The following is a 24,825-nucleotide window of genomic DNA, read 5'->3' as shown; positions in this document are numbered from 1 at the left end:
TCCCCTCAGTCCTGAACCCGTTCCACCCGCGTCGCGAAAATGTAGCCCACGTGGCGCACGGTGCGGATCAGGTGGGCGCCGCCCTCGATGCGGTCGAGCTTGCTGCGCAGGCGGCTGATGGCGACGTTGACCTGTTGCGGTGCCGGGCGCGAATGGGCGTCGGGCGGACCCTGTCGCAACTCGTCGCGGGTCAGCACCTGGTTGGGGCGGTCGACCAGGGCCCACAGAACCAGGAACTCGGCGGTCGACAGCGACACCGGGACGCCGCGCGGGTCGAACAGCTCCTGGGTGACGACGTTCAGTCGCCAGCCGTCGAAACCGTAGGCTTCGGGAGCCTCGCGGATATGTTCCTCGGGACGGATGTCGTCGTGGCGGCGCAGCACCGCCTTGACCCGGGCCAGCAACTCGCGCGGGCGGTAGGGTTTGACCACGTAGTCGTCGGCGCCCAGCTCCAGCCCGACCACCACGTCGCATTCCTCGCCGGAATCCGAGACCATCATGATCGCGGGCGGCGAGGGCAGGCTGAGCAGGCGCGAGCAGACCGACAGGCTCGAGGCGTCGGGCAGCATCATGTCCAGCATCACCAGATTGATCTGGGTCTCGCGCAGGATCTGCTCCATCTCGCGGAAGCTGCCGGCCTCCAGCGCGGTCAGGCCGTAGCCGCCGAGCAGGCCGCTCATGTCGTGGCGGGCGACGGGATCGCTGTCGAGGACCAGGATGCGCTTTTCCACGGAGCTCAGCATGTTCGCCCCTCCATTCGGACTCGTGGAATTTTCCCCGTCTCCCCCGCCCTCAGGTCGCGCGAAGCGCGCGCCTCAGGATGAACTCCGGCCGGGGCCCAGGTGAAGCCCACCAGTCGCTCCCGATAAATCTGGGTCCCGGCCTTCGCCGGGAAGGCGGAGATGGGGCGCTTCATGGGGGAGGAGGCAGCCATCTAGAACATCGCCCTTCCGGTCAGCCGAGCGGTGTACTTGGTCTGTTTGCGCGAGGCCTCGGCGCCGCCTTCGAAGGCGATGTAGGACAGGGCCGAGCCGGCCCGCAGGGCGAAGCCCAGGGTCACCGCGCCGTTCTTGTCGTCCGAGGCCGCCAGGGTGAAGGGCGTCCCGCCCGCGAAGTTGGCGACGGTGTCGCCCATGGCCCCGGCCAGGGTCTGGCGGTAGCCGACCCTCAGCTCGGGCCGCACCCACAGGTCCTTGCCGTACTGCTTGCCCAGGACCAGGCCGAAGTCGCCGCTGAGATTGTCGGCTTGGCGCGAGGCCACGGTCAGGTCGAAACCCGAGCCGCCGCCGTGCTCCTTGCGCTCGCCTTCCCACAGCCAGACATAGTCCAGCCGACCCTCGGGCCGCAGATAGACGTCGCCCAGCCGAGCCTCGTAGGCCAGCCCCGCGAAGGCGTTGGCGGTCATGCCGTTCCAGGCGGCGGTGTTGGTGACCTTGGCGTCGGCCACGCCGTCGCCGTCGATGTCGCCGGCCAGGAAGGCGCGGTCGCCGTTGAAGCGGCTGTAGCCCAGTCCGCCGCCGAGATTGAACCGCCAGCCACCAACCGAGCGGCGCCAATAGACCCCGGCCTGCAGGATCGAGGCGGTGGTCTTCTCGCCGGCCTTGGCCACGGTGTCGTGTTCTTCCAGGCTGACCGCCGCCAGGGTGACGCCCAGCGCCCCGCCGGCGTCGCCCATGGCCTCATAGCCGGCGACCATGCCCACGGCCTGGGTGTCGGAGCCTTGCGTGTCGCCGTCCTCGCGGCGGACCAGGGCGTTGATCTCCTGCACCCAGACGCTGTCGGGGCCGTAGCGGTCGCCGAGGTCGGGACGGTTGGCGGTGGCCGCCGAGATCTGCTGCTGCACGGTCTGCAGGGCCGAGAACAGGCCCTCGCCCTGGCTGGGCAGCATCTGGTCGTAGAGGTTGAAGAAGCCGTCGTGGGTGCTCTGGTTCAGGAAGGCGCTGGCGATCGTGGTGTTGTTGGACAGGGCCGCGAACACCGCGTCATAGGCGCTGGCCTCGCTGCGCGACATCGAGGCCTCGGCCGCCGTGCGCCGCCGCACGTCGATGTCGACGTCATTGCCCGAGGCGTAGGCGTTGGCGACGTACAGGTACGAGGTGTGGCCCAGCAGGTCCTGGTTGATCGTGCCGGCGGTCAGGTTGCCGGCCTGGATCACGGTGTAGGTCGCGGGCGCGGTCAGCAGGCTCTTGAAGGACAGGCCCAGGGTGGCGCCGGATTCGATCGTCGCGGTGTCGACCACCAGCTTGGTCTGGGTCTCCGCCGTGGGGTCGATCGTGAACAGCGTGGTGCTTTGGGCGCCCAGGGTCAGGCTGGTGGCCTTGATCGTCTCGGCGTTGGTGATGGCCAGGCTGCCGTTTCCGACCTTGATGTCCAGCAGGCCGTCGCTGTCGTGCAGGGCGCCGATCAGATAGCCGGTGCCGTCGATGGTCAGCTTGTCGGCCCCGTCGCCGAACCAGACATCGCCGATCAGGCCGCCGTTCAGGATCGACAGGGTGTCGGCGCCCGAGCCCAGGATCACGCGGCCGCGGATCAGCGGCTCGTCCGCGTCGTCCACGCCATCGCCGTCCGCGTCGGCGTCGGCCACGCCGTCGGCTCCGTCGTCGCCGTCGTTGACCCCGGTCTGGACGATGGTCACGCCGGTGGTGTTCTTCGACAGGTCGATGGCCGTGGCCATCCCGTGGATCACCTCGTTGCTGGCGTCGGTGTCGGCGTCGTCGGTGTCGTAGATGTCGTCGGTGGGGATCACATAGGCGGTGATCTTGCCGGTGTTGGTGATGGTCTTCAGCCCGCCGCTCTCGTCGATGATGGCCCAGGACGAGCCGCCCTCGCCCGAGACGGTGGCCGAGATCGTGCCGGCGTTGGTGACGCTGGTCATGCTGGCGCCGGCCGCGATGCTCAGGGCCTTGGCGGTGACGGCGGTGTCGCCCACGACCGAGGCGCTGAGTGAGCCGGTGTTCCACAGGGTGTCGGCCACGGCGCCGGCGTTCAGCTTCAGCCCCACCGCGTCGCCCTCGTAGGCGCTGGCGGTGATCACGTTGGTCAGCTTGACCCCGCCGGTGATGACCGTCGACAGCCCCGCGTCGCCGCCCAGCTGCACGCCGGTGGCGCTGATCCCGTCGTGGACGCCGGCCGCGGTCACCGTGCCCCGGATGATCAGGCCGTAGGCGCTGTCGCCCGTTCCCACCGCGCCCACGGTCACGGCCTGGGTGTTCGAGCCGATCAGCAAAGCCGGGGCCGAGCCGTAGGCGGTGACGGCGGCGGTGCCTTCGGCGCTGTCGGTGACGCCGTCGCCGTCCTCGTCGTCGGAGGTGTCGCTGTTGGTGTCGACGGGCGGGGCGTCCAGCAGCACGCCGCCGGCCACGTTGGCGGTGATCTTCACCGCCCCGCCGCCCTGCAGCAGGTCGTCGGCGTCCAGCTTGGCCTCTTCGGCCGGGTCGGTGTAGCGCGTGGTGACCCGGTAGCCCGTGGAATAGACCGAGCCCTGGATGACGACAGCCCCGCCGACGTCGCCGTCGACCGCCAGGCCGACGCTGCCGCCGCCCAGCACGCTGATCGAGCCGTTGGTGGTCAGGCCGCCGCTGATCGTCCCGGTGGTGCGGATACCGTAGCTGTTGTCGCCGGTGATGGTGATCGAGCCGCTGTTGAGCAGCGAACCCGTCAGGGGCGCTTCCAGGCTGATGCCCGACGAACTGTTGCCCTTGATGACGATCGAGCCGGTCGCGTCGTTGGTGATCGTTCCGACGAACGGATCGGTTCCGGTCACGCGGATACCGTACTTGCCGGCGCCCTTGGCGAACGGGCCGTCATAGTCGCCGTCACCGTCGTCGTCGGTGTAGGTGTAGTCCTCGCCCAGGTTGATCGCCGCGCTGTTGAGCAGCGTGCCCGTATGGCCCCCCAGCACCAGCACCCCGATCGAGTCGTCGACGCCCGTGCTGGTCAGGGTCCCCGTGTTGGTCAGGGTGTTGTTGCTGTCGAGCGTGGCGATCGCGCCGGCGCTGCTCAGGGTGATCGCGCCGTCGCTGGTGATCGTGACGTCGTCGGCGGTTCCGGACGCGGCCGTCGAGGTGGCGATCGGCGTGGTGCGCGAGCCGCTCGTCACCTGGGTTTCGGCGACGGCCTTTCCTCCACAGATCAGCAGGGGGGCCAGGGCGGCCGTGGCGAGAAGTTTGCGGGACATGAACGGCCTGTGATGCGTGCCGTTCTTGCCTAGAGCGCCGCCATGGCTGGCGGATGGCTACTGCGTATCGACGCCGATAAGCAGGGCCGTGCGAAACCGACGCAATGTTTCAGACGTGTGTCGGCCGATACGCGAGGCCTTCAGCCCTTGTCATTTCGGATGGGCGCGCGGTGTCGCCTCAGGCCCCGCAGCTTTCCCGCACGATCAGGTCGGTCGACAGGCGCTCGGGGCGGTGGTCGCCGTCGGCGTCCAGCACCCGGGCCACCAGCAGGCGGCCGGCCTTGTAGGTGTCCTGCTTGATGGTGCTGAGGGCGGGGGTGGACAGCCGGCTCAGCAGCATGTCGTCATAGCCGACCACCGAGACGTCTTCGGGCACCCGCATGCCGGCCCGGCGCAAGGCGCGGATGGCGCCCAGGGCGATCAGGTCGCTGGAGGCGAAGATGGCGTCGAAGGCCACCTTGCGGCGCACCAGGGTGTGGACGGCGGCCTCGGCCGATTCCAGCTCGAAATCGACGGGGCAGATCAGGGCCGGATCGGCCTCGAGCCCGCTTTCCTTGAGGGCCTCCAGATAGCCGGCCCGGCGCTGCATCGCCTCGGGCTCGGTCTCGCCGAGGAAGACGATGCGCTTGCGGCCCAGGCGCGCCAGATGCAGCGTCGCCCGCCGTCCGCCCAGCAGATTGTCCGAGCCGATCGAGCAGTATTTCTGTCCGGGCAGCTGGGCGCCCCAGACCGCGAAGCGCGCGTCGGCGCCGGCCAGCTGGTTGAACGCCTCGTGCAGATTGCTCTGGCCCAGGAAGATCACGCCGTTGGCGCGGCTGGTGGTGGTGACGGTCAGCAGGTCGTCATAGCTGGCCGGCGAGGTGTGGCTGACGGTGAAGTCGCAGCCCCGGTCGCGCGCCGCCTCGCCGATGCTGGCCAGCAGCTCCAGGAAGAACGGGTGCGACAGCGGCAGGGGGCGACCGTGGGTGCGCGGGGTGACGATGGCGATCGAGCCCTCCGACCCGATCGGCCCGGCCGGCATGTAGCGGCGAAATGGATAGTCGTGCGCCTTGGCCAGCGCCCAGATCCGCTGCTTGGTGCGGGTGCTGATGGACGGATGGTCGTTGAGCGCCCGCGACACGGTCGAGGCGGAAACGCCCGACAGCTTCGCCAGATCATCCAGCGTGGTGCTGTTGTTGCTACCGCTGCCCATTGCGTCCAGATACTGTCAGGAGAACCACGTTCTTCACCTTAATGCACTTCGAAGGGAAGGCTTTGCAAGGCAAGCGCCAAGACTTCGCCGGGCCGTTCCGGACCCGCGCCGCGTGACCAAGGCGCGCCTGTCTTTCTTCCAGATCTGGAACATGTGCTGCGGTCTGTTCGGGGTGCAGATCGTCTGGGGCCTGCAGAACGGCAACACCAGCCGAATCTTCCAGACCCTGGGCGCCGACGTCAACGAACTGGCCATTCTGTGGATCGCCGCCCCGGCCACGGGCCTGCTGGTCCAGCCGATCATCGGGCATCTGAGCGACCGCACTTGGGGGCGCCTGGGCCGGCGGCGGCCCTATCTGTTCTACGGCTCGATCCTGACGGCCGTGTCGTTGTTCCTGATGCCCAACGCCTCCAGCGTGCTGACCGCCAGCCTGATGCTGTGGGTGCTGAGCGCCTCGATCAACGTGGCCATGGAGCCGTTCCGGGCCTTCGTCGCCGACACCCTGCCGGAAGACCAGCGCACCACCGGCTTCGCCATGCAGGTGTTCTTCATCGGGGCGGGGGCGGTGTTCGCCTCGGCCCTGCCGTGGGTGCTGACCCACTGGTTCGGGGTCTCGGGCCAGGCCGCGCCGGGCCATCTGCCGCGCTCGGTCCACACCGCGTTCTACCTGGGCGGGGTCACCCTGCTGGCGGCGGTGATGTGGACGGTGTTCACCACCCGCGAGCATCCGCCCGAGACCCTGGCCGACGGCGCGCGCGTCCCGCCGGAGCACCGCAAGCCCAGCGCCGAGGGCGCGGCCCTGATGCTCAAGAGCGGAGCGCTGTGGACGATCGTCGGCCTGGTCGCCTGCGCCCTGGCCTTCATGAGCGACTGGGCGCGCGAGATCTATGTGCTGGCCGGCTTCGCCACCGCCTTCGGCGCCGCCCAGCTGGCCGCCACCTGGTTGCGCCGCCAGGGCCGCGCCTCGCTGGGCGTGCTGGAGGTGGTCGAGGACATGCTGCACATGCCGGGGGTGCTGATCCGCCTGGCGGTGGTGCAGTTCTTCACCTGGTTCGGACTGTTCGCCATGTGGATCTACACCACCCCGGCGGTGACCGCCCGGCACTATGGCGCGACCGATCCGGCCTCGGCGGCCTACAACCAGGGCGCCGACTGGGTGGGGGTGCTGTTCGCCGGCTACAACGGCGTGGCCGCCCTGATGGCCCTGCTGCTGCCGACCTTGGTCGGACGGATCGGCTTGCGCGCCAGCCACGCCCTGTGCCTGGCCCTGGGCGCGGTGGGCTTCCTGGGGTTCGTGCTGATCGACGATCCGGCCCTGCTGTGGCTGCCGATCGTCGGGATCGGGATCGCCTGGGCCTCGATCCTGTCGGCCCCCTACGCCATGCTGTCCAGCGCCGTGCCGCCGCACAAGATGGGCGTCTATATGGGCATCCATAACCTGTTCCTGGTGCTGCCCCAGCTGATCGCCGCCGTCGTGCTGGGTCCGCTGGTCGGACGTCTGTTCAAGGGGGAGGCGATCCTGGCCTTGGCCCTGGCGGCGGGGGCCTTCGCCCTGGCGGCGGTCAGCGCTTTGTTCATCCGTGATCCTGGCCGCGCGCCCGTCGAGCCGTCGCCCGCGTCCTGAGACAGGGTGGGGCAAAGCTTGCGTGCGCGTCGTTCGAATCGTCTGCACCCTCGTCTCCTTGTGGATTTGCGCAAGAATTGCGTAAACTGAAGGTCGCCGCAAGGTCTTGGATCGCGCTTTCGTCGTTTCAAAAATACAACAACCTATCATTTCGCCGGAAAGTTACCGGTAACTGTGTAAAATTTCGCAAAACAACGCTATTGCGCTCGACGCAAAAGAACGCAAGATTGCGCAAGTCGAGCGATTGACCGGTGCGCGAGAGCCTATCCGCGCCCTTGTCGAAGCGTTCGGCGCCGCAAATCTTGCGAGGGCCGACCCCGAGGGGGGAGGCGCTCGCGGCGGAACGGATAACGGCGAACGCCGCGACGAAGAGGAGGGGAGGGGATCAGGGGCCAGGCGCCCCGCGAGCGACTCGGTCGGGGGATCGGGCGCTCATCGTGTCGAAGCCGGCCGCGCGCCGCGCGACACCCAAGTCATCCAACGAAATTCACGGTTCGACGCGGTCCCGGGGGCAATCCGAGGGGCGCGGGCGAGGCCGAGAACGCAGGGGTCCCGCGACGCTCGGGGAAGGGCGGCGCGGCTTCATCAAAAAATCCCGCGCGACCAAGGCGCGGGCAAGAAAATCAGGGAGAACGGGATGAGCAAGTTCACTTTCAGCCGCGCCTTCGGCCATGGGGGGCACAAGGCCCTGCTGCGCGGCGGCGTTTCGCTGGTCGCGCTGGTCAGCGTCGGCGCCGCGATGGGCGCGGCCGCGCCGGCCTTCGCCCAGGAAAAGGACGCCGCCGCCACGGTCGACGAGGTCGTCGTCGTCGGCGTGCGCCGGTCGCTGGAAACCTCGCAGCAGATCAAGAAGAACGCCGACACCGTGGTCGACTCGATCACCGCCACCGACATCGGCGCCTTCCCCGACAAGTCGGTCGCCGAGGCGCTGCAGCGCGTGCCGGGCATCACGGTGTCCCGCCTGCAGTCCAGCGACGACAGCTCGCACTTCTCGGCCGAGCCGGCCGGGGTGCTGATCCGCGGCCTGACCCAGGTGCGCACCGAGTTCAACGGCCGCGACAGCTTCTCGGCCGACGCCGCGCGCGGCCTGAACTTCAACGACATCTCGCCCGAGCTGATGGCCGGCGTCGACAGCTACAAGAACCAGACGGCCGAGATGATCGAGGGCGGCATCGCCGGCACGGTAAACCTGCGCACCCGCCTGCCGTTCGACAGCAAGGACCAGGTGATCTCGCTGTCGGGCAAGGCCAACTACGGCGACCGCTCCGACAAGGTCACCTACGAATATTCCGGCATCATCAGCAAGAACTGGGACGTCGACTTCGGCCGCATCGGCATCATGGCCGACTACGCCTATTCCCACGTGCTGACCCAGACCGAAGGCGTGGTGATGCAGCGCATCGGCACGTTCTGCTCGGCCGGCTACAAGGATGGCGCCGGCAACGTCATCGTCAACGCCGACGGTTCGATCCCCTGTACGGCCAACCCCTACGGCGGCTCCAGCTGGGCCTACATGCCCGACCAGGTGAACTACTCGCAGGTCAAGTACGACCGGGTCCGCAAGGGCACGGCCCTGGCCTTCCAGTACGAGAACAACGACGCCACCGTCCGCTTTAAGGCCCAGTACAACGACTCCAAGTACAAGAACGCCTGGCTGGAGCGCAGCAGCAACATCGTGCTGTTCGGCCTGTGGGCCGCGCCGGCCTTCTCGCCGCAGACGACCGCCTATATCGCCCCGGCCCAGGGCTCGCCGGCCTTCACGTTCGGCGCCGACGGCATGCTGGAGTCGGGTGTCCTGACCCAGCCGACCGGCGACTGGGGCGTCAGCACCGCCGACAACATCAACCGCGGCTCGGCGGTGCCGGGCGTGCCCTTCGTCAACTACTGCGGCGCCGGCTCCAGCTGCGCCACGCAGCGCGAAGGCGTCTATGTCGAGAACCAGGCCCGCAACTTCGACCACAGCGAAGGCACGCGGGACTTCTCGGCCAATCTGCAGTGGGACGTGAACGACCGCCTGCACACCAATTTCGACGTCCAGTACATCAAGGCCAACACCGACAACTACGACATCCTGGTCGCCGACCGCACGATGGCCGACGCCCAGTACCGGACCAACAAGGACGGCACGCCGCAGATCACCCTGCAGCCGGGCTCGAACGTGAACTACGCGCCGGGCTTCCTGTCGAACCCGCACAACTACTTCCCGTTCTTCATCCAGGACCACTACGAGGACAACGACGCCAAGGAACTGGCCCTGCGCACCGACGCCGAGTACGAGTTCAACGACGGCGGCTGGCTGAGCTCGCTGAAGGTCGGGGTGCGCTACGCCGACCGCAAGCAGAAGGTCCGCTACACGACCTACAACTGGTCGCCGGTCGCGCCGCCCTGGGGCTGCAACGGCCCGGGCTTCAACGCCGACAACTCCACCCCGGCCCCCTATCCGGCCACCGCGCCGGGCGGCGCGGCGTGCAAGACCGGCAACTTCCAGGGCTACGGCGCCGGCATCTGGACCAGCACGACGCTGGACAACTTCTATGACGGCAAGGTCTTCCCGAACAACGCGCTGGTCTATCTGAGCGAGGCGACGCTGGCCGACCACGACGGCCTGATCAAGGCGCTGAGCGGGGCGACCACCAATTCGCCGATGGCCTGGACGCCGCTATGTCAGCGCACGACCAACACCGAGGGCTGCTTCATCGATCCGGAAATGGTCGACGTCGAGGAGAAGACCGAGGCGGCCTACGCGATGCTGAAGTTCGGCGGCGACGACAAGACGATCTTTGGCGGGATCACGGTGCAGGGCAATATCGGCGTGCGCTTCGTGCGGACCGAGACCACCAGCTCGGGCGGCGTCGCCTTCCCGAACAGCACTTGGTACACCACCGTCATGGCCACGCCCTGCGGCACGCCCCTGACCCAGGGCAATGTCGTCAACCCGGCCTGCTACGTGACGAACGCGCTGCGCGACTTCAGCCAGGCCGGCGGAACCGACAACGACTTCACGGGCAAGCACAACAACTGGCTGCCCAGCCTGAATGTTCGGTTCGGCATCGACGAGAAGAGCTACATCCGTTTCGCCGCCTCGCGGGCCCTGTCGCGTCCGGACTTCGGCCTGCTGCGCAACTACGTCTCCATCCAGGCCCCGGCCATCAACACCGGGCCGGACTCGCCCTATGTGATCTACAACTCGCCGACGGCGGCCCACACCGCCGCCAACGTCACCGGTTATAACTTCCAGTTCAACGCCGACTCCGGCTTTGGCGCGCTGCGGCCGATCACCGCCGACCAGTTCGACCTGGCCTTCGAGCACTACTTCACGCCCAGCAGCTCGTTCACCTTCGACGTCTTCTACAAGAAGCTGAACGGCTCCATCGCCTACGGCGAGTTCCTGCGCTCGTTCACCAACAACGGCTCGACCCAGAACGTGCTGGTGCGCGGCCCGCGTAACGGCAACGGCGGCGGCGAACTGACCGGCTTCGAAGTGGCCTACCAGACCTTCTTCGACTTCCTGCCCAGCCCGTGGGACGGCCTGGGCGTCCAGGCCAACTACACCCACACCAAGCAGGACGGGATCAACAACTCCAACCTCGCCACCCAGCCGGGCTACGCGGCCGGCGGCACCGTCGCCTTCGGCGGCGGCCTGCAGGTCAACGGGGCGGTCATGGACAGCCACCGCCTGGCGGGCATCTCCGACGACTCCTACAACCTGGTGGGCCTGTACGAGAAAGGCCCGATCGCCATGCGCCTGGCCTACAGCTGGCGCTCGTCGTTCCTGACCAACAACCTCGACTGCTGCATCGGCCTGCCGATCTATCAGAAGGGGACGGGCTTCCTGGACGGCTCGATCCGTTACCAGGTCACCGACAACATCGAAGTGTCGCTGGACGGCTCCAACCTCCTCGACACCAAGACGGTCTTCCAGCAGCAGGTCTTCGGCGACTCCGAGCTGACCCCCGGCGCCAAGCCGATGAAGATCGACTCGTCGTGGATCAAGAACGACCGCCGCGTCCAGCTCGGCATCCGCTTCAAGTACTAGTCCCGATCGGGGCCGCGCCGTCGCGTCTTTCGCGGCGGCGCGGGCTTCGGCGTAAACGGGAGGCCCGACCATGCAGACAGACAAAGCCCGGGAAGGTGGGGCGGCGGCCCTGAAGGTCGTGATCGTCGGCGGCGGCACGGCGGGCTGGATGTGCGCGGCCGGCCTGGCGCGGCTGCTGGATCCCAAGGCCTATAACGTCACCCTGGTCGAGTCCGACGAGATCGGCACGGTGGGGGTCGGCGAAGCCACCCTGCCGCACATCAAGACCTATAACGACCTTCTGGGGATCGACGAGGCCCAGTTCCTGCGCGAGACGCAGGGGACCATCAAGCTGGGCATCGAGTTCCGCGACTGGAACCAGGCCGGCGACCGCTACATCCACCCGTTCGGCACGTTCGGCGAGCCGTGGAACGGCGTCGACTTCCAGCATCACTGGACGCGGGCCAGGCTGGCCGGGCGCGAGGTCGCGCCGCTGCAGGCCTATTCCTACGCCGTGGCCGCGTGCCGGGCCAACGCCTTCGAATTTCCCAACCAGGGCGGCAAGTCGATCCGCTCGACCTATGCCTACGCCTACCATTTTGACGCCAGCCTCTATGCCGGCTTCCTGCGCCGCTGGGCCACCGCGCGGGGCGTGACGCGGATCGAGGGCCTGGTCGCCGACATCGCTCGCGACGGCGACAGCGGCCATGTCCGGAGCCTGATCCTGAAGTCGGGCGCGACGATCCGGGGCGACCTCTTCATCGACTGCACCGGTTTCCGCTCGCTGCTGCTGGGCGGCCAGATGGACGTGGCGTGGCAGGACTGGGGCCACTGGCTGCCCTGCGACCGCGCCCTGGCCGTGCCCTGCGCGACCGGCGGCGACGGCCTGACGCCCTACACCCGCGCGACGGCCGACACCGGCGGCTGGCGCTGGCGCATTCCTCTGCAGCACCGCACCGGCAACGGCTACGTGTTCTCCAGCGCCTTCCTGGACGAGGACCAGGCGCGCGAGGCCCTGCTGGCCAAGCTGGACGGCCAGGCGCTGGACGAGCCTCGGCTGCTGCGGTTCAAGGCCGGTCGGCGGGCCGTGGGGTGGCGCGGCAATGTCGTGGCCATGGGCCTGGCCAGCGGCTTCCTGGAGCCGCTGGAATCGACCAGCATCTATCTGATCCAGACCGCCGTGCTCGACCTGGTCAGGCTGATGCCGACGCCGATCTCGACCTTGGGCGAAGGCGAGCGCATGGACCCTCGGCTGATCGCCGAGTTCAACCGGCTGTTCGCGCTGCAGTACGACCGGATCCGTGATTTCCTGATCCTGCACTATCGCGCCAACAGCCGGTTCGGCCAGCCGCTGTGGGACCATGTGCGCACCATGGCCATCCCCGACAGCCTGGCCGCCAAGATCGCGCTGTTCGAGGCCCGCGGCGCCCTGCCGGACTACCAGTACGGTCTGTTCTCGCGCGACAGCTGGCTGTCGGTGCTGGAGGGGCAGGGGCTGACGCCCCGCGCCCATGACCGCCTGGCCGAGAGCCTGCCGCTCGACGGTCTCGAGGCGAAGCTCCGCGATCTGAAGACCCGCATCGACGGCAATGTCGCCACCATGACCGCGCATGCCGACTTCCTGGCCCGCTACGCGCCGGGCGAGACGGTCGCGGCGGCGCCCTTGGCGCGCGTGGCGTCATGAGCGGCGCGCCCAACAGCATCGTCCTAGTGGGGCGCGACGCGGCCCTGTGGCTGTCGGCCTGCGTGCTGCGCGCCGCCCTGCGCCCGGCCGGGGTGACGGTCACGGCCGTCGAGCTGCCCACCCGGCTGGGCGCGGCCGACGTCCACGCCAGCCTGCCGCCGCTGGAGGCCTTGCACGGCCTGCTGGGCCTGGACGAGGCGGCCCTGCTGCGCGCCACGCGCGGCGCCTTCTCGCTGGGCCAGAACTTCGTCGACGCCTCGGGCGCGACCCCGGCCTTTTTCCATGCTCACGGCGCCTATGGCGCGCCGATCGACGGCGGCGACTTCTTCCCGTTCTGGCTGAAGGCCCGGGGCCTGGGGCTGAACGTGGCGCTGGAGGACTTCTCGCTGACCGCCGCCGCCGCCCGCCAGGGCCGCATGCTGCTGCCCGACGAGGAGACCGAGGTCTTCGGCCGCACGGACTACGGCTACCACCTGCCGGCCCTGGCCTACGTCGCCAGCCTCAAGACCCTGGCCGTTCGCCTGGGCGTGGCGCGTCACCAGGCCCTGGCCGTCGCGCCGGCGCTGGATCCCGAGACCGGCGACATCGCCGCGCTCGACCTGGGCGAAGGCCGCCGCATCGCGGGCGATCTGTTCGTCGACGCGACGGGCGGCGAGGGCGCGCTGATGGCCGCCCTGGGCGTGGCCCGCGAGAGCTGGCGCGATCATTTCCCCGCCGACCGGATCCTGCGCGCCCAGGCGCCGCGCTTCGACTCCCTGCCGCCCTATGCCGACATCCGGGCCTGGGCGCGGGGCTGGATGGGGCTTTATCCCAGCCAGGCCGCGACCCACGTGATCCAGGTCTATGCTGGCGATCTGTGTGCGGACGACCAGGCCCTGGAGCTGGCGAACCGCATCACTGGCCAGCCCCTGTCCGACGCCGTCGTCTCGATCAGCGACCCCGGTCGCCGCGCCCAGGCCTGGGCCGGCAACTGCGTGGCGATCGGCGAGGCGGCCTGCGCCTTCGATCCGGTCCACGGCGTCGAGCTGCAGGTCGTGCAGCTGGGGCTGGTGCACCTGCTGTCGCTGTTCCCGGTCAGCGGCCAGTTCGGCGCCGAGCGCGCCGCCTACAACGCCGCCATGGCCGAGGTCTTCGAACGCCTGTGTGACTTCCAGTCGGCCCACTACGTCGCCAATCGCTACGCCAAGGCCCCGTTCTGGGATCGGGCTCGCGCGGCCAAGGTCTCCGACGTCCTGGCCCACAAGATCGCCACCTTCCAGGCGCGTGGCGAGATCCCGCCGTCCGAGCACGAGACCTTCGTCGCCGACAGCTGGCGGGCCCTGCTGACCGGCCACGGCCTGACGCCGGAGACCTACGCCCCGTCCATCGACCGCACGCCGCCCGAGACGGTGAAAGGCGAGTTCCGGCGCATCCTGTCGTTCATCAAGGACCAGGTGCTGAAGCAGCCGACCCACGATCTCTATCTGGAAAGCGTCTGCTGATGGACGGGAGCGGGATGATCGCGGACGACCGCCTCGACATCGACGCCCTGCCCAGGGTGGCGGCCGTCGGCCCGTGCTCGTCGGCCGCGTTCGAGGCCGTGGTCCAGGCCGAACAGCCGCTGGTGATCAAGGGGCTGCTCGACGCCTGGCCGGCCCTGGCCGCTGGCCGCCAATCGCCCGCCGCGCTGAACACCTATCTCAAGGCCATGGACACCGGCGCGCCGGCCCCGGTGATGGAGGCTCCGGCGGCCAGCGGCGGCCGCTTCGGCTATGGCGCCGACCTGCGCGAGTTCGCCTTCTCCAAGCGCCAGGCGGGGATCGGCGAGACCCTGGACCGCATCGCGCGCCTGCTGGGCGATCCGGACGCGCCGTTCGTCGCCATCCAGATGCTGCCCCTGGCCACGCACCTTCCGCAGTTCGTCCGCGACAACCCCATGCCGCTAATGCGGCCGCAAGTGACGCCGCGCTTGTGGGTGGGCGGCGCGGTGCGCACCCAGACCCACAACGATCGCGACCACAACCTGGCCTGCGTGATCGCCGGCCGTCGCCGGTTCATGCTGTTCCCGCCGACGCAGGTCGCCAACCTCTATGTCGGCCCGCTGGACAATCCGCCGCCGTTGTCGCTGGTCGATCCGGAAACTCCGGACCTGGCGCGCTTCCCGCGCTATCGCGAGGCCTACGCGGCCGCCCAGGTCGCTTGGCTGGAGCCCGGCGACGCGCTGTTCGTGCCGAAATACTGGTGGCACCACGTCACCTCGCTCGAACCCTACAACGCCATGGTCAACTGGTGGTGGGGCGACACGGGCGCGGGGCTGGAGCGGGCCAACGATGTCTTCCTGACCGCGCTGCTGGCCTTCAAGGACCTGCCGCCGGGCGAGCGCGCCTACTGGAAGGCGATGTTCGACGCCTACGTCTTCGCCGCCGACGGCGAGGCTGTGGCCCACATCCCGGAGGCCTTGAAGGGCGCGCTGGGCCCGATGACCCCGTCGTTCCGCGCCGCGCTAGGGCGCCAGTTGAAGATGGCCTTCCTGAAGGGCGGCGCATGACCGTGGCGCTCGCCGTTCCCCCCTTGCTGATCGGGCCCAGCATCCGCGTCCAGCTCCAGCGGATCGGCGCGGAGCAGCAGCCGCTGCTGGTCGTCGACGACGTGCTGGCCGACCCGGACGCCATGATCGACGCCGCCCGCGCGGCGGAATTCTACACGCCCGAGCACACCCACTATCCGGGGCTGAACGCGCCCCTGCCGGAGGCGTACTATCGCACCGTGGTCACCACCCTGCGCGGCCCGATCGAGGCCGCGTTCGGCCTGCCGGGCGAGGCGCTGCTGAAATATTTCGGCTTCTTCGCCCTGGCGACGACGCCGGCCGGCGAGGCCGAGCCGATCCAGAAGATTCCGCACCACGACTCGCCCGATCCGCATCGGCTGGCCATGGTCCACTATCTGGGCCGGGGCGAGCACGGCGGCACCGGCTTCTTCCGCCACAAGGCCACGGGGTTCGAGAGCGTCGACCACGACCGCCACGGCGCCTATGTCGACCTCGCCCAGGCCCAGCTGGCCGCGCGCGGCGCCGGCGCGCCCGCCTATGCCGGCGCCGACATGGCCGACTACGACCTGATCGGCCAGGCCGACGGGGTGTTCAACCGGCTGATCGTCTACCGCAACCACGTGCTGCACTCGGCCCTGCTGGGTCCTGAAGGCGGCGCGCGTCATCCCGCGGCCGGCCGCCTGACCGCCAACGGTTTCATCGAGGCGGTGACGCCCTGATGCGCCGCGCGTCCTTCCCCTTCGCCGCCCGATCACGGGCCGCGCCACGAGCCCTCCCCTGCGTCTCGGCTTTCTCCTGCGGAGCCGAGACGCGCTTTTTCATTCTGACGAAAGAGACCGTTCGATGATGTTGCGAACCCCGGCCCTGTTCGGCCTGCTGCTGAGCGCCCTGGCCGCCCCCGCCGTCGCGGCCGCCGCGGCCCAAGACGGTGGCCGCGAGTGCGCCCAGTCGCCCGGCAAGGTGATCGAGGTCTGTGTGTTCACCCAGGACGGCGGGGCCTTCTACGAGGTGTCGCGCGGCGGCAAGCTGGTCCTGGCCCCCGCGCCCCTGGGCCTGACCTTCGCCGGCGAACCGGCCGCCCGGATCACCGCCCTGACGGCCGCCAAGCGCGCCGCCTCGGACACGACCTGGGAGCAGCCCTGGGGCGAGCAGCGGGTGATCCGCGACAACCATTCGGAGCTGACCGTCTCGCTGGCCGGCGACACGGCGCTGAGCAAGACCTTCGAGGTGACCTTCCGGCTGTTCGACGACGGCCTGGGCTTCCGCTACGCCTATGGCGCCATTCCGGCCGGGCAAAACGTCGCCGTCACCGACGAGCGCACGGCCTTCAAGCCGATCGGAGCCTATGACGCCTGGTGGTACGAGGGTTTCGGCCAGGAGCGCGACGAGTACCTCTACAAGCAGACCGACGCGCGCCGGATCACCGTGGCCGAGACGCCGCTGACCCTGCGCCGGTCGGACAGCAAGCTCTATCTGTCGTTCCACGAGGCGGCCCTGGTCGACTTCCCCAGCATGCTGTTGGCCGGCGACGGGGCGGGAACCTACAAAGCCAAGCTGATGCCGTGGCAGGACGGAACGCTGGCGAAGAAGACCGGTCCCTTCACCACGCCCTGGCGCACGGTGCTGATCGGCGAGACGGCCGGCGCCCTGGCCGACAGCCGCATCGAGCTGAACCTCAACGAGCCCAGCAAGATCGCCGACACCTCGTGGATCAAGCCGGGCAAGTATGTCGGGATCTGGTGGGAGATGCACCTGGAGCGGTCCACCTGGGGCAGCGGTCCCAAGCATGGGGCCAACACCGAGAACACCAAGCGCTACATGGACTTCGCGGCCAAGTACGGCTTCGACGGCGTGCTGGTGGAAGGCTGGAACGAGGGCTGGGACGGCGACTGGATCAGCCACGGCGAGACCTTCAGCTTCACCAAGGCCTATCCGGACTTCGACCTGAAGGCGGTCACCGACTACGGCAAGTCCAAGGGCGTCAGGCTGATCGGTCACAACGAGACGGCCGGAGCGGTGCCCAACTACGAGGCCCAGCTGGAAGACGCCATGACGCTGTACGAGAGCGTCGGCATCTCGCAGGTGAAGACCGGCTATGTGCGCCACAGCGGCACGATCGTCGATCAGGCGGGCGAGCAGCAGTGGTTCGCCGGCCAGTACATGGTGCGCCACAACCTGCACGTCGCCCAGGTGGCGGCCGAGCATCACATCTCGATCGACGCCCACGAGCCGGTCAAGGACACCGGCCTGCGCCGCACCTGGCCTAACATGCTGAGCCGCGAGGGCGCGCGGGGTCAGGAGTTCAACGCCTGGGGCGACCCCACCAACCCGCCCGAGCACACGGTGATCCTGCCGTTCACCCGCATGCTGGGCGGGCCGATGGACTTCACGCCGGGGATCTTCGACGTGGTGCACGGCAAGACCGTGCTGACCCGCCGCGGCCAGTCGACCCTGGCGGTGCAGCTGGCGCTGTACGTGGTGCTGTACAGTCCCATCCAGATGGCGGCCGACCTGCCGGAGAACTACGAGGCCCGGCCCGACGCCTTCCAGTTCATCCGGGACGTGCCCACCGACTGGGAGACGTCCAAAACCCTGCAGGGCGAAATCGGCGACTACGTGGTGGTGGCCCGCCAGCCGCGCGGCGGCAAGGACTGGTACCTGGGCGCCCTGACCGACGAGACGGCCCGCAAGCTGACCCAGAAGCTGGACTTCCTGGCCCCGGGCAAGCGCTACGAGGCCCAGATCTACGCCGATGGTCCGGGCGCGAACTACATCACCAACACCACGCCGCTGACGGTGTCGAAGAAGATGGTGACCAGCAAGGATTCGCTGGAGTTCGACATGGCTCCGGGCGGTGGGACGGCGGTGCGGTTCAAGGCGCTGGATTAGATCTAAATCCGCTCATCCCGGCGAACGCCGGGACCCAGATGGAATGGCTTTGAGGCTGACGCCAAGAGTTCCGAGCCTCTCCAATCAGCCACACCGCTAAGGGATCTGGGTCCCGGCATTCGCCGGGATGAGCGGTGGTTTGGGGCTGAAAACGGTTGTCATCCCGGACCAGCGCGTAGCGCGCCGATCCGGGACCGACCCGAAGCGCTGAGTTCACGCGTCGGTCCCGGGTCTTCGCTGCGCTACGCCCGGGATGACAGTGTTGGGTAGGCTCACCCCGCCGTCGCGTTCACCGTCGCCGCCTTCAGCCCCGCCGCCGAGGCCGTCACGCGCAGCTCGCCGGCCTGGCCGCGCCGTGTGCGGACGATCGCCTGGCATAGGCCGTTGAACGCCTTACGCTGGCTGGCCACGTCGGCCTCGTGGCTGGTCGGGTTGCCGTTGCCGACACCGATCACCTGGCCCGGGCCTGTCACCGCGAAGGTCACGAGATCGTCGGCGCGGGGTACGGGGCGGCCCTTGGCGTCCAGCACCTCGACCTTGAGGATCGCCACGTCCTGGCCGTCGGCGGCCAGGCGCGAACGGTCGGTGGTGAGGCGCAGGCTGGCGGCCGGACCGGCCGTCTCGCGGCGTTCACGCAGGATGACCTTGCCGCCCTTGTAGCCGTGGGCCTCGATCACGCCCGGCGCGTAGGGGACGGACCACTCGACGTGGTGGTTGGCGACCACGTCGCGCACGCCCTGGCTCTTGCCGTTCAGGAACAGCTCGACCTTGTCGCAGTTGCTGTGCGCCCAGACCGCGATCGGCTGGCCCTCGCGGCCCTCCCAGTTCCAGTGCGGCAACAGGTGCAGCAGCGGCTCGGGCCGCCACCAGGCGCAGTAGTAATAGTAGTTGTCCTTCGGGAAGCCGCAGGTGTCGAGCGCGCCGAAGTGCGAGCTGATGCTGGGCCACTTGTTGAAAGGCGTCGGCTCGCCGCGATAGTCGAAGCCGGTCCAGATGAAGCCGCCGGCCATCCACGGACGGTCGGCCGCGTGGCTCCACCACTTCTCGGCCGTGGTCGCCCACCAGGGGTGCTCGGTGTCGTAGGCCGGCACGTACAGCTTGGCGTCGTCGCGGGCGTATTCGCCGCGCGTGGCCACGGTGCTGGCGCTCTCGGTGCCGATGACCGGCACGTTCGGGAAGCGGGCGTGGAAGTCGTCCATCTTCTCGTGGCGATAATTGAAGCCCTGGACGTCGATGACGGCGCTGATGCCCTCGCCGAAGCCGGAGTCCATGGCCGCGATGACCAGGCGGGTCGGGTCGAGGCGATTGACCAGCCGCTTCATGGTGGTCGCCACCTTGGCGCCGCGCGCCGTGCCCTGCTGCGGTTCCTCGTTGCCGATCGACCACAGGATCACCGACGCGTGGTTGCGGTCGCGGCGGACCATGCGCTCCAGCTCGTCCAGCGAGGTGGAGTCGCTGGACATCCGGCGGGTTTCGTCGATCACCACCATGCCCAGGCGGTCGCAGGCGTCCAGCAGTTCGACCGTGGGCGGATTGTGCGAGGCGCGATAGGCGTTGCAGCCCATGCTCTTCAGCTGCTCCAGCCGCCAGACCTGCAGGGCGTCGGGGATGGCCGCCCCGACGCCGGCGTGGTCCTGGTGGTTGCAGGTTCCCTTCAGCTTCACCGGCTGGCCGTTCAGCAGGAAGCCCTTGGCGCCGCTGAATTCCAGTGAGCGCACGCCGAAGCAGGTGACATAGCGGTCGACCACGGCGCCGCCGACCTTCACCTCGGTGACCAGGCTGTAGAGGTGCGGGTTTTCCAGCGACCACAGGACGGGGCTGGCCAGCGACACGGTCAGCGACAGCGACTGGCGCTCCCAGGCCGGCAGGCGGCCCGCCGCCGGGGCGGGGGCCAGCACCGGCTTGCCGGCCGCGTCGAGCACGGTGTGGGCGACCTCGTAGTCGGCCCGGGCGTCGCCCTCGTTGACTAGGTCCGTATCGATCGACAACGTCCCGTCGACCTTGGCGCGGACGAACACGCCCCATTGCGGCACGTGCACCGGCGCGGTCTTGACCAGCCAGACGTGGCGATAGAGCCCCGCGCCCTCGTAGAACCAGCCCTCGCCCAAGCTGGCGTCGACTCGGACTACCAGGCTGTTGTCGGCGCCGAGATTGGCGATGTCGGTGATGTCGACGCGGAACGGGCTGTAGCCGCTGTCCTCGCGCTCGAGGATGTAGCCGTTGACGATGACCGTGGCGTCGCGGAAGGCGCCGTCGAACTCAATCGACAGCCGCTTGCCGGCGTCGGCGGCGGGCAGGGCGAAAGTCTTGCGGTACCAACCGACGCTGGTCTCGGGGAACTCGCGGCCCAGGGGCTTGTAGCCGTGGGCGGCGCGCAGGTCCTCGTCGTCGGGCTTGCCGGACGGGACATAGGCGGGGTTGTCGACGAACGGCAGCTCCACGCCCCAGTCGTGGGGCAGGGTCACCGGCGCCCAGGCGCTGGCGTCGAAGGCGGGGTCGGACAGCTGGCTGACCTGCCAGTTGGCGGCGGTCGCGCCGGCCTTGGCGAAGGTGCGCTGGTTGGCCCCGAAGCCGAAGTCGCGGGCCGGGTCCTGGGCGTGGCCCAGCTTGAAGCGCCAGTCGAAGTCCAGCGACAGGCGCTCGCGCGGGGCCAGGTCGATGGCGGGAAGCGGGGCGAGCGCGTCGGAGGTCTTGGCCTTGGGCGCGGCGGCGCGGGCGGCAGACGCGGCGCTGACAAGGGCGGCGGCGCCGGCGGTGGCGGCCAAAGCTTGGCGGCGGCTGAAATCGACCATGGGTCCCTCACGCGGAAAGCAAAAAAAGGGGGAGGAAGCGGGCTGCGCTTCCTCCCCAGCACGCAGGATCATCGGGGAGGAGTGATGAATCCAGCTTGGCGGTGCAGGACCGCCGCCGCCACCCCTCGCAGGAAGAGAGGTGGCGGAAAGGGTTAGAACTTCACGGTCACGTCCATCATGTAGCGACGGCCGTAGAGGTCGTAGCGGCCCAGACGGTCGGGCGTGTTGTCGCGATACATCCGCAGGCGCTCGTTGGTCAGGTTGTTGACCTGGAAGCGCACGCCGACGGCCTTGGTGACCTGGTAGGACGTGCTGAAGTCGAGGGTCTTTTCCGACTCCAGGGTCTGCAGGTCCGCGCCGCTCCAGCCGTAAATCACGGTCATCGGGCTGTGGTACTTGTAGCCCAGGCGAGCCTCGATCGGGCCGTTGGCGTACCACAGGTCCAGGGTGACGGTGTTCTTGGCCAGACCCGTCAGGGACAGCGGCTTGGTGACCGGCTGGAACTCCTTCAGGTTGGAGTCGACATAGGCGTAGTTCGAATAGACGCCGAACTTGCTGAGCGGACCCGGCAGGAAGAAGAACGGCGTCTGGAAGGTCAGTTCCAGGCCCTGGATGTAGCCGCCGCCGCCGTTGACCGGGCTCGACACCGCGTAGGTGATCCCGTTGTAGGTCTCGGGCGTCTGCTTCCAGCCGATATAGGTGTCGACGTCCTTGTAGTAGTAGGACGCGGCGATCAGGCTTTCGGGGCGGAAGTACCACTCGGCAGAGGCGTCGAACTGGATCGCCTTGAACGGCTTCAGGTCGGGATTGCCGGCAGAGCCGGTATAGGGCGACCAGGTGGTCAGGGTGCGGCTGGCGCGCAGCTCGTCCAGCGGCGGACGGGCCACCACCTGGGCCAGGCCGAAGCGCAGCACCCGGCCCTGGTCGAAGTCCAGCTTGACGTTCGCGCTGGGCAGCACGTCGGTATAGTCGTTGCCGACCGAGACGGCCGAGAAGGTCGCCAGGCCCGGGTTCTGGCGATAGCCGTCGCTGTCGGTCTTGGTGCTGACCACGCGCACGCCGACATTGCCGGTCATCCAGGCGCCGGCCACGCTGTCGGCGGCGAAGTTCAGCTTGCCATAGGCCTCGGCCACCTTCTCGTGGACGCGCCAGCGCTGGGCCAGGTTGTCGGCGGCGTTGGCGTAGTCGAAGCCGTGGTCGCCGTAGGCGGCCTTGGCGATGGCGTCCAGGTCGCCCGTCAGGATGGCGGGCACGTTGAAGCTGCTGATGTTGTACGAGGTGAACAGGCTGGCGGGCAGGGTGACCGACTGCAGGCAGTTGCCCCACTCGTCCTTCACGGCCGGATCGTTGACCGCCAGGTTGCCCGGGTTGGGGCAGGTCGCCCAGCTGGACTGGTCGTGGTCCTTGACCCGGTCGGAATAGCGCGCGCCGAACTGGAAGCTCTTGAACGCGCCGCCGCTGAAGTCGCGGGTGAAGTCCAGGGCGCCGGCGACCAGTTCGTCGTTCAGGTGCTCCAGGCCGTCGTTCTGGCCGCCGCGATAGCTGGGGGCCACCTGGGCCAGCTTGGTGGGGTCTTCGGTGGTGGTGACGCTGGGCTTGACGCCGGCGCGGGTGTCATAGGTCAGCGAGGCCGGATAGACCTCGGTGCGCACGGCTCGCCAGTTGTTGGTCCGCTCGGCGTTCGAATAGGAGACGTCGCCGGCCACGGTCCAGGCGTCGTTGGTCCACTTGCCGTTCAGCCCGCCGGCCCACAGCTTCTTGTCCTCGGTATAGCGCGCGATCACCGAGGTGACGGCGGCGTAGGGCAGGGTGGCGGCGACCACGTCGCCATTGATCAGGGTGTAGTGGGCGGCCGGGTTGTTGTAGTCGCCCCAGTTGCCGTTGTTCCAGTTGCCCATGTTCTGGGCGTAGATCTGCTGGTCCTGGTTTTCCGTGATCTTGATGTCGGAATAGAGGACGTCGGCCTTCAGCTCGAAGTGGTCGGTCGGCTTCCATTGCAGGCCGGTCGACACGCCGTTGCGCTTCTGGTCGATCTTCTTGATCTCCAGCTGCATGCCCCACGGGGTGGGATCGACCTTGCCGTCGCCGTTCAGGTCGCCGCTGTAGTCGCTGGCGCCCTCGGGCTGGCGCATGACCGAGTCGTTGTAGCCCCAGCCCTGGAACGAGGTGTAGCCGTTCTTCTGCTTCTGGCTGGTCAGACCCAGGACGAAGGCCAGGTCGTCGTTCAGCTTGTGCACCCACGAGCCCGAGGCGCGGTAGCCGGTCTGGCCGTAGTTGGGGATGTCCTTGCCGCCGTCGTAATAGACGGGGCCGGCGCGCACGACGAATTCGGGGCCGCGATAGTCGAGCGGGGCGATGGTGTCGATGTTGATCGTCGCGGCCACGCCGCCGGCGATCAGGTCGGCCGACTGCGACTTGTAGACCTGCACGCCCTGGACGACTTCCGAGGGGTAGATTTCCCAGCGGACGTTGCGGTCGGGTTCGGTCGAGGCGACTTCGCGGCCGTTGACGGTGCCCAGCACCAGGCGGGCGCCCAGGCCGCGCACGACGGCCTGGCTGTCGTTGCCGCGGTCGCGGGTGGCGTTGACGCCGGGCAGGCGGGCGATCGACTCGGCGATCGTCACGTCGGGCAGCACGCCGATGTCCTTGGCCGAGATGGCCTCGACCACCTTGTCGGAGCCGCGCTTGACGTCCAGGGCCTCGCGCAGGCTCTTGCGCACGCCGGTGACGACGACTTCGTCGACCTGGGCGGACTCGGCTTGGGCGGCGGGCGCGGGTGTGCTTTGCGCATGGGCGCTGGCCGCGGCGGCCATCAGGGCCAGACCGCTGGCGGCGGCGAGTAGCTTGTAGTGAGACATCCTATGTTCCCCCAGGGACGACGGCGCCGCGTTCTTGAGAAGACGCGGCTGCTCTGTGTTGTGATCTGTTTGGCTCGTCGGCGCGAAAAAGAGCGGCCGACCGAGGTGGGCGCGTGGACCGCGCCGGCGCGCTTCTGACGAGCGCTCACGTCCCGGCGTCTGGCGCCGAGCGAGAACCGCTATTTATCATATCAATCACACATGGCAAGCCTTGGCCGTGGGAGCGCCTAAATTCAGCGTTTCACCGTGTCGGAAAGAACCCGCCTGCTTCGTCCTTGGTTATGTTGATGTCAGGAAATGGAGGCCGCCCCCAATGGACGCCCGAACCGAGACCCTCACCTCCGCCGCCGAGCTCGCCGCGCGCGGGCCGGTGCGGTTTCCCAACGAAAGCCCCGAATACCGCGCCGCCCGCACGGCCCTGCTAGCCGAGGAGCTGGAGCTGCGCCGCCATCTCGAGCGCGTGGCCGAGCAGCGCCGCGCCCTGCCGCCGGGCGGACCGGTGACCGGCGACTACCAGTTCCAGGGCGAGGAGGGCGTCGTCGACTTCGCCGGCCTGTTCCGCGACAAGGAAACCCTGGGCGTCTACAGCTACATGTTCGGTCCGCAGCGCGCGCGGCCCTGTCCGATGTGCACGGCCCTGCTGGGTCCGCTGGACGCCAACGCCGCCGACCTCGACCAGCGCATGTCGCTGGCGGTGGTGGCCCGCTCGCCGCTCGACAAGCTGCTGGCCTTCAAGGCCGAGCGCGGCTGGCGCAATCTGCGGCTCTACACCGACCTGAACGGTAACTATTCCCGGGACTATTTCGGGGTGCTGCCGAACGGCGACGAGATCCCGGCCTACAATGTCTTCTCCCGCCGCGATGGGACCGTCCGCCACTTCTGGTCCGGCGAGATGACCGGCGACAGCGCCGACCCCGGCCAGGACCCGCGCGGCGCGCCGGACCTGGTGCCGCTGTGGAACTTCTTGGACATGACCCCGGAAGGGCGCGGCGGGGATTGGTATCCGAGCTTGGATTACAAATAGGAGGCTTTCGAGCGCCCCACGAAACCCTCTCTCTAAGAGAGAG

General features: G+C 68.7%; 13 protein-coding genes. 8 read left to right on the top strand and 5 right to left on the bottom strand.

Annotated elements, in window-relative coordinates; genetic code table 11:
* Positions 1-5: 5 nt before the first annotated feature.
* The 3 genes from G3M62_RS20440 to G3M62_RS20430 form a co-directional block, all read right to left on the bottom strand.
* Positions 6-743, bottom strand: a complete 738-nt coding sequence (locus G3M62_RS20440) for a response regulator (protein ID WP_165190366.1) — start codon at positions 741-743, stop codon at positions 6-8.
* Positions 744-934: 191 nt separating this feature from the next.
* The gene (locus G3M62_RS20435) at positions 935-4,177 is read right to left on the bottom strand and encodes an autotransporter outer membrane beta-barrel domain-containing protein (protein ID WP_165190364.1); all 3,243 of its coding nucleotides are present in this window, start codon (positions 4,175-4,177) and stop codon (positions 935-937) included.
* Between the two features lie 178 nt (positions 4,178-4,355).
* The gene (locus G3M62_RS20430; RefSeq protein ID WP_165190362.1) at positions 4,356-5,369 is read right to left on the bottom strand and encodes a LacI family DNA-binding transcriptional regulator; all 1,014 of its coding nucleotides are present in this window, start codon (positions 5,367-5,369) and stop codon (positions 4,356-4,358) included.
* Positions 5,370-5,481: 112 nt separating this feature from the next.
* Here G3M62_RS20430 and G3M62_RS20425 point away from each other — a divergent pair, with 112 nt between their 5' ends.
* The 7 genes from G3M62_RS20425 to G3M62_RS20395 all read left to right on the top strand — a co-directional run bounded on the left by G3M62_RS20425 (position 5,482) and on the right by G3M62_RS20395 (position 18,108).
* Positions 5,482-6,993 (top strand): MFS transporter, encoded by a 1,512-nt coding sequence (locus tag G3M62_RS20425; RefSeq protein WP_246263353.1) that lies wholly within the window; start codon positions 5,482-5,484, stop codon positions 6,991-6,993.
* Positions 6,994-7,630: 637 nt separating this feature from the next.
* Positions 7,631-11,029 (top strand): TonB-dependent receptor, encoded by a 3,399-nt coding sequence (locus tag G3M62_RS20420; protein ID WP_165190360.1) that lies wholly within the window; start codon positions 7,631-7,633, stop codon positions 11,027-11,029.
* 70 nt (positions 11,030-11,099) lie between these two features.
* The gene (locus G3M62_RS20415; protein ID WP_165190358.1) at positions 11,100-12,692 is read left to right on the top strand and encodes a tryptophan halogenase family protein; all 1,593 of its coding nucleotides are present in this window, start codon (positions 11,100-11,102) and stop codon (positions 12,690-12,692) included.
* The gene (locus G3M62_RS20410) at positions 12,689-14,173 is read left to right on the top strand and encodes a tryptophan 7-halogenase (protein ID WP_165190356.1); all 1,485 of its coding nucleotides are present in this window, start codon (positions 12,689-12,691) and stop codon (positions 14,171-14,173) included. The genes G3M62_RS20415 and G3M62_RS20410 overlap by 4 nt, the downstream gene beginning before the upstream one ends.
* A 14-nt stretch (positions 14,174-14,187) precedes the next feature.
* Entirely contained in the window at positions 14,188-15,219 is a 1,032-nt protein-coding gene (locus G3M62_RS20405) for a cupin-like domain-containing protein (protein WP_246263352.1), read from the top strand.
* A complete protein-coding gene (locus G3M62_RS20400) occupies positions 15,216-15,938 on the top strand; it encodes a DUF6445 family protein (RefSeq protein ID WP_165190352.1) in 723 nt (240 codons plus the stop codon). Before G3M62_RS20405 ends, G3M62_RS20400 begins: the two co-directional genes overlap by 4 nt.
* Before the next feature lie 124 nt (positions 15,939-16,062).
* Positions 16,063-18,108, top strand: a complete 2,046-nt coding sequence (locus G3M62_RS20395; RefSeq protein ID WP_165190350.1) for a glycoside hydrolase family 97 protein — start codon at positions 16,063-16,065, stop codon at positions 18,106-18,108.
* Positions 18,109-18,380: 272 nt separating this feature from the next.
* Here the strand turns inward: G3M62_RS20395 and galA are convergent, their stop codons facing one another.
* Positions 18,381-20,900, bottom strand: a complete 2,520-nt coding sequence (gene galA, locus G3M62_RS20390; RefSeq protein WP_165190348.1) for a beta-galactosidase GalA — start codon at positions 20,898-20,900, stop codon at positions 18,381-18,383.
* A gap of 152 nt (positions 20,901-21,052) precedes the next feature.
* Positions 21,053-23,758 carry a TonB-dependent receptor gene (locus G3M62_RS20385; protein WP_165190346.1) on the bottom strand — a complete coding sequence of 902 codons (2,706 nt, stop codon included), beginning with the start codon at positions 23,756-23,758 and terminating at the stop codon, positions 21,053-21,055.
* Between the two features lie 313 nt (positions 23,759-24,071).
* Between G3M62_RS20385 and G3M62_RS20380 the strand changes: the two genes are divergently transcribed.
* Positions 24,072-24,782: a DUF899 family protein gene (locus tag G3M62_RS20380; protein ID WP_165190344.1), complete on the top strand. Its 711-nt coding sequence runs from the start codon at positions 24,072-24,074 to the stop codon at positions 24,780-24,782.
* Positions 24,783-24,825: the final 43 nt, after the last annotated feature.

This window comes from Caulobacter soli (genome assembly GCF_011045195.1).
Taxonomy (GTDB): Bacteria; Pseudomonadota; Alphaproteobacteria; order Caulobacterales; family Caulobacteraceae; genus Caulobacter; species Caulobacter soli.
This window is presented reverse-complemented; position numbering and strand designations above follow the sequence as displayed.

Coding starts and splice junctions, on each gene's coding strand:
- G3M62_RS20405 (WP_246263352.1), top strand. CDS start 14,188: ATGATCGCGGACGACCGCCTCGACATCGACGCCCTGCCCAGGGTGGCG.
- G3M62_RS20420 (WP_165190360.1), top strand. CDS start 7,631: ATGAGCAAGTTCACTTTCAGCCGCGCCTTCGGCCATGGGGGGCACAAG.
- G3M62_RS20395 (WP_165190350.1), top strand. CDS start 16,063: ATGATGTTGCGAACCCCGGCCCTGTTCGGCCTGCTGCTGAGCGCCCTG.
- galA (WP_165190348.1), bottom strand. CDS start 20,900: ATGGTCGATTTCAGCCGCCGCCAAGCTTTGGCCGCCACCGCCGGCGCC.
- G3M62_RS20435 (WP_165190364.1), bottom strand. CDS start 4,177: ATGTCCCGCAAACTTCTCGCCACGGCCGCCCTGGCCCCCCTGCTGATC.
- G3M62_RS20430 (WP_165190362.1), bottom strand. CDS start 5,369: ATGGGCAGCGGTAGCAACAACAGCACCACGCTGGATGATCTGGCGAAG.
- G3M62_RS20380 (WP_165190344.1), top strand. CDS start 24,072: ATGGACGCCCGAACCGAGACCCTCACCTCCGCCGCCGAGCTCGCCGCG.
- G3M62_RS20415 (WP_165190358.1), top strand. CDS start 11,100: ATGCAGACAGACAAAGCCCGGGAAGGTGGGGCGGCGGCCCTGAAGGTC.
- G3M62_RS20385 (WP_165190346.1), bottom strand. CDS start 23,758: ATGTCTCACTACAAGCTACTCGCCGCCGCCAGCGGTCTGGCCCTGATG.
- G3M62_RS20440 (WP_165190366.1), bottom strand. CDS start 743: ATGCTGAGCTCCGTGGAAAAGCGCATCCTGGTCCTCGACAGCGATCCC.
- G3M62_RS20400 (WP_165190352.1), top strand. CDS start 15,216: ATGACCGTGGCGCTCGCCGTTCCCCCCTTGCTGATCGGGCCCAGCATC.
- G3M62_RS20410 (WP_165190356.1), top strand. CDS start 12,689: ATGAGCGGCGCGCCCAACAGCATCGTCCTAGTGGGGCGCGACGCGGCC.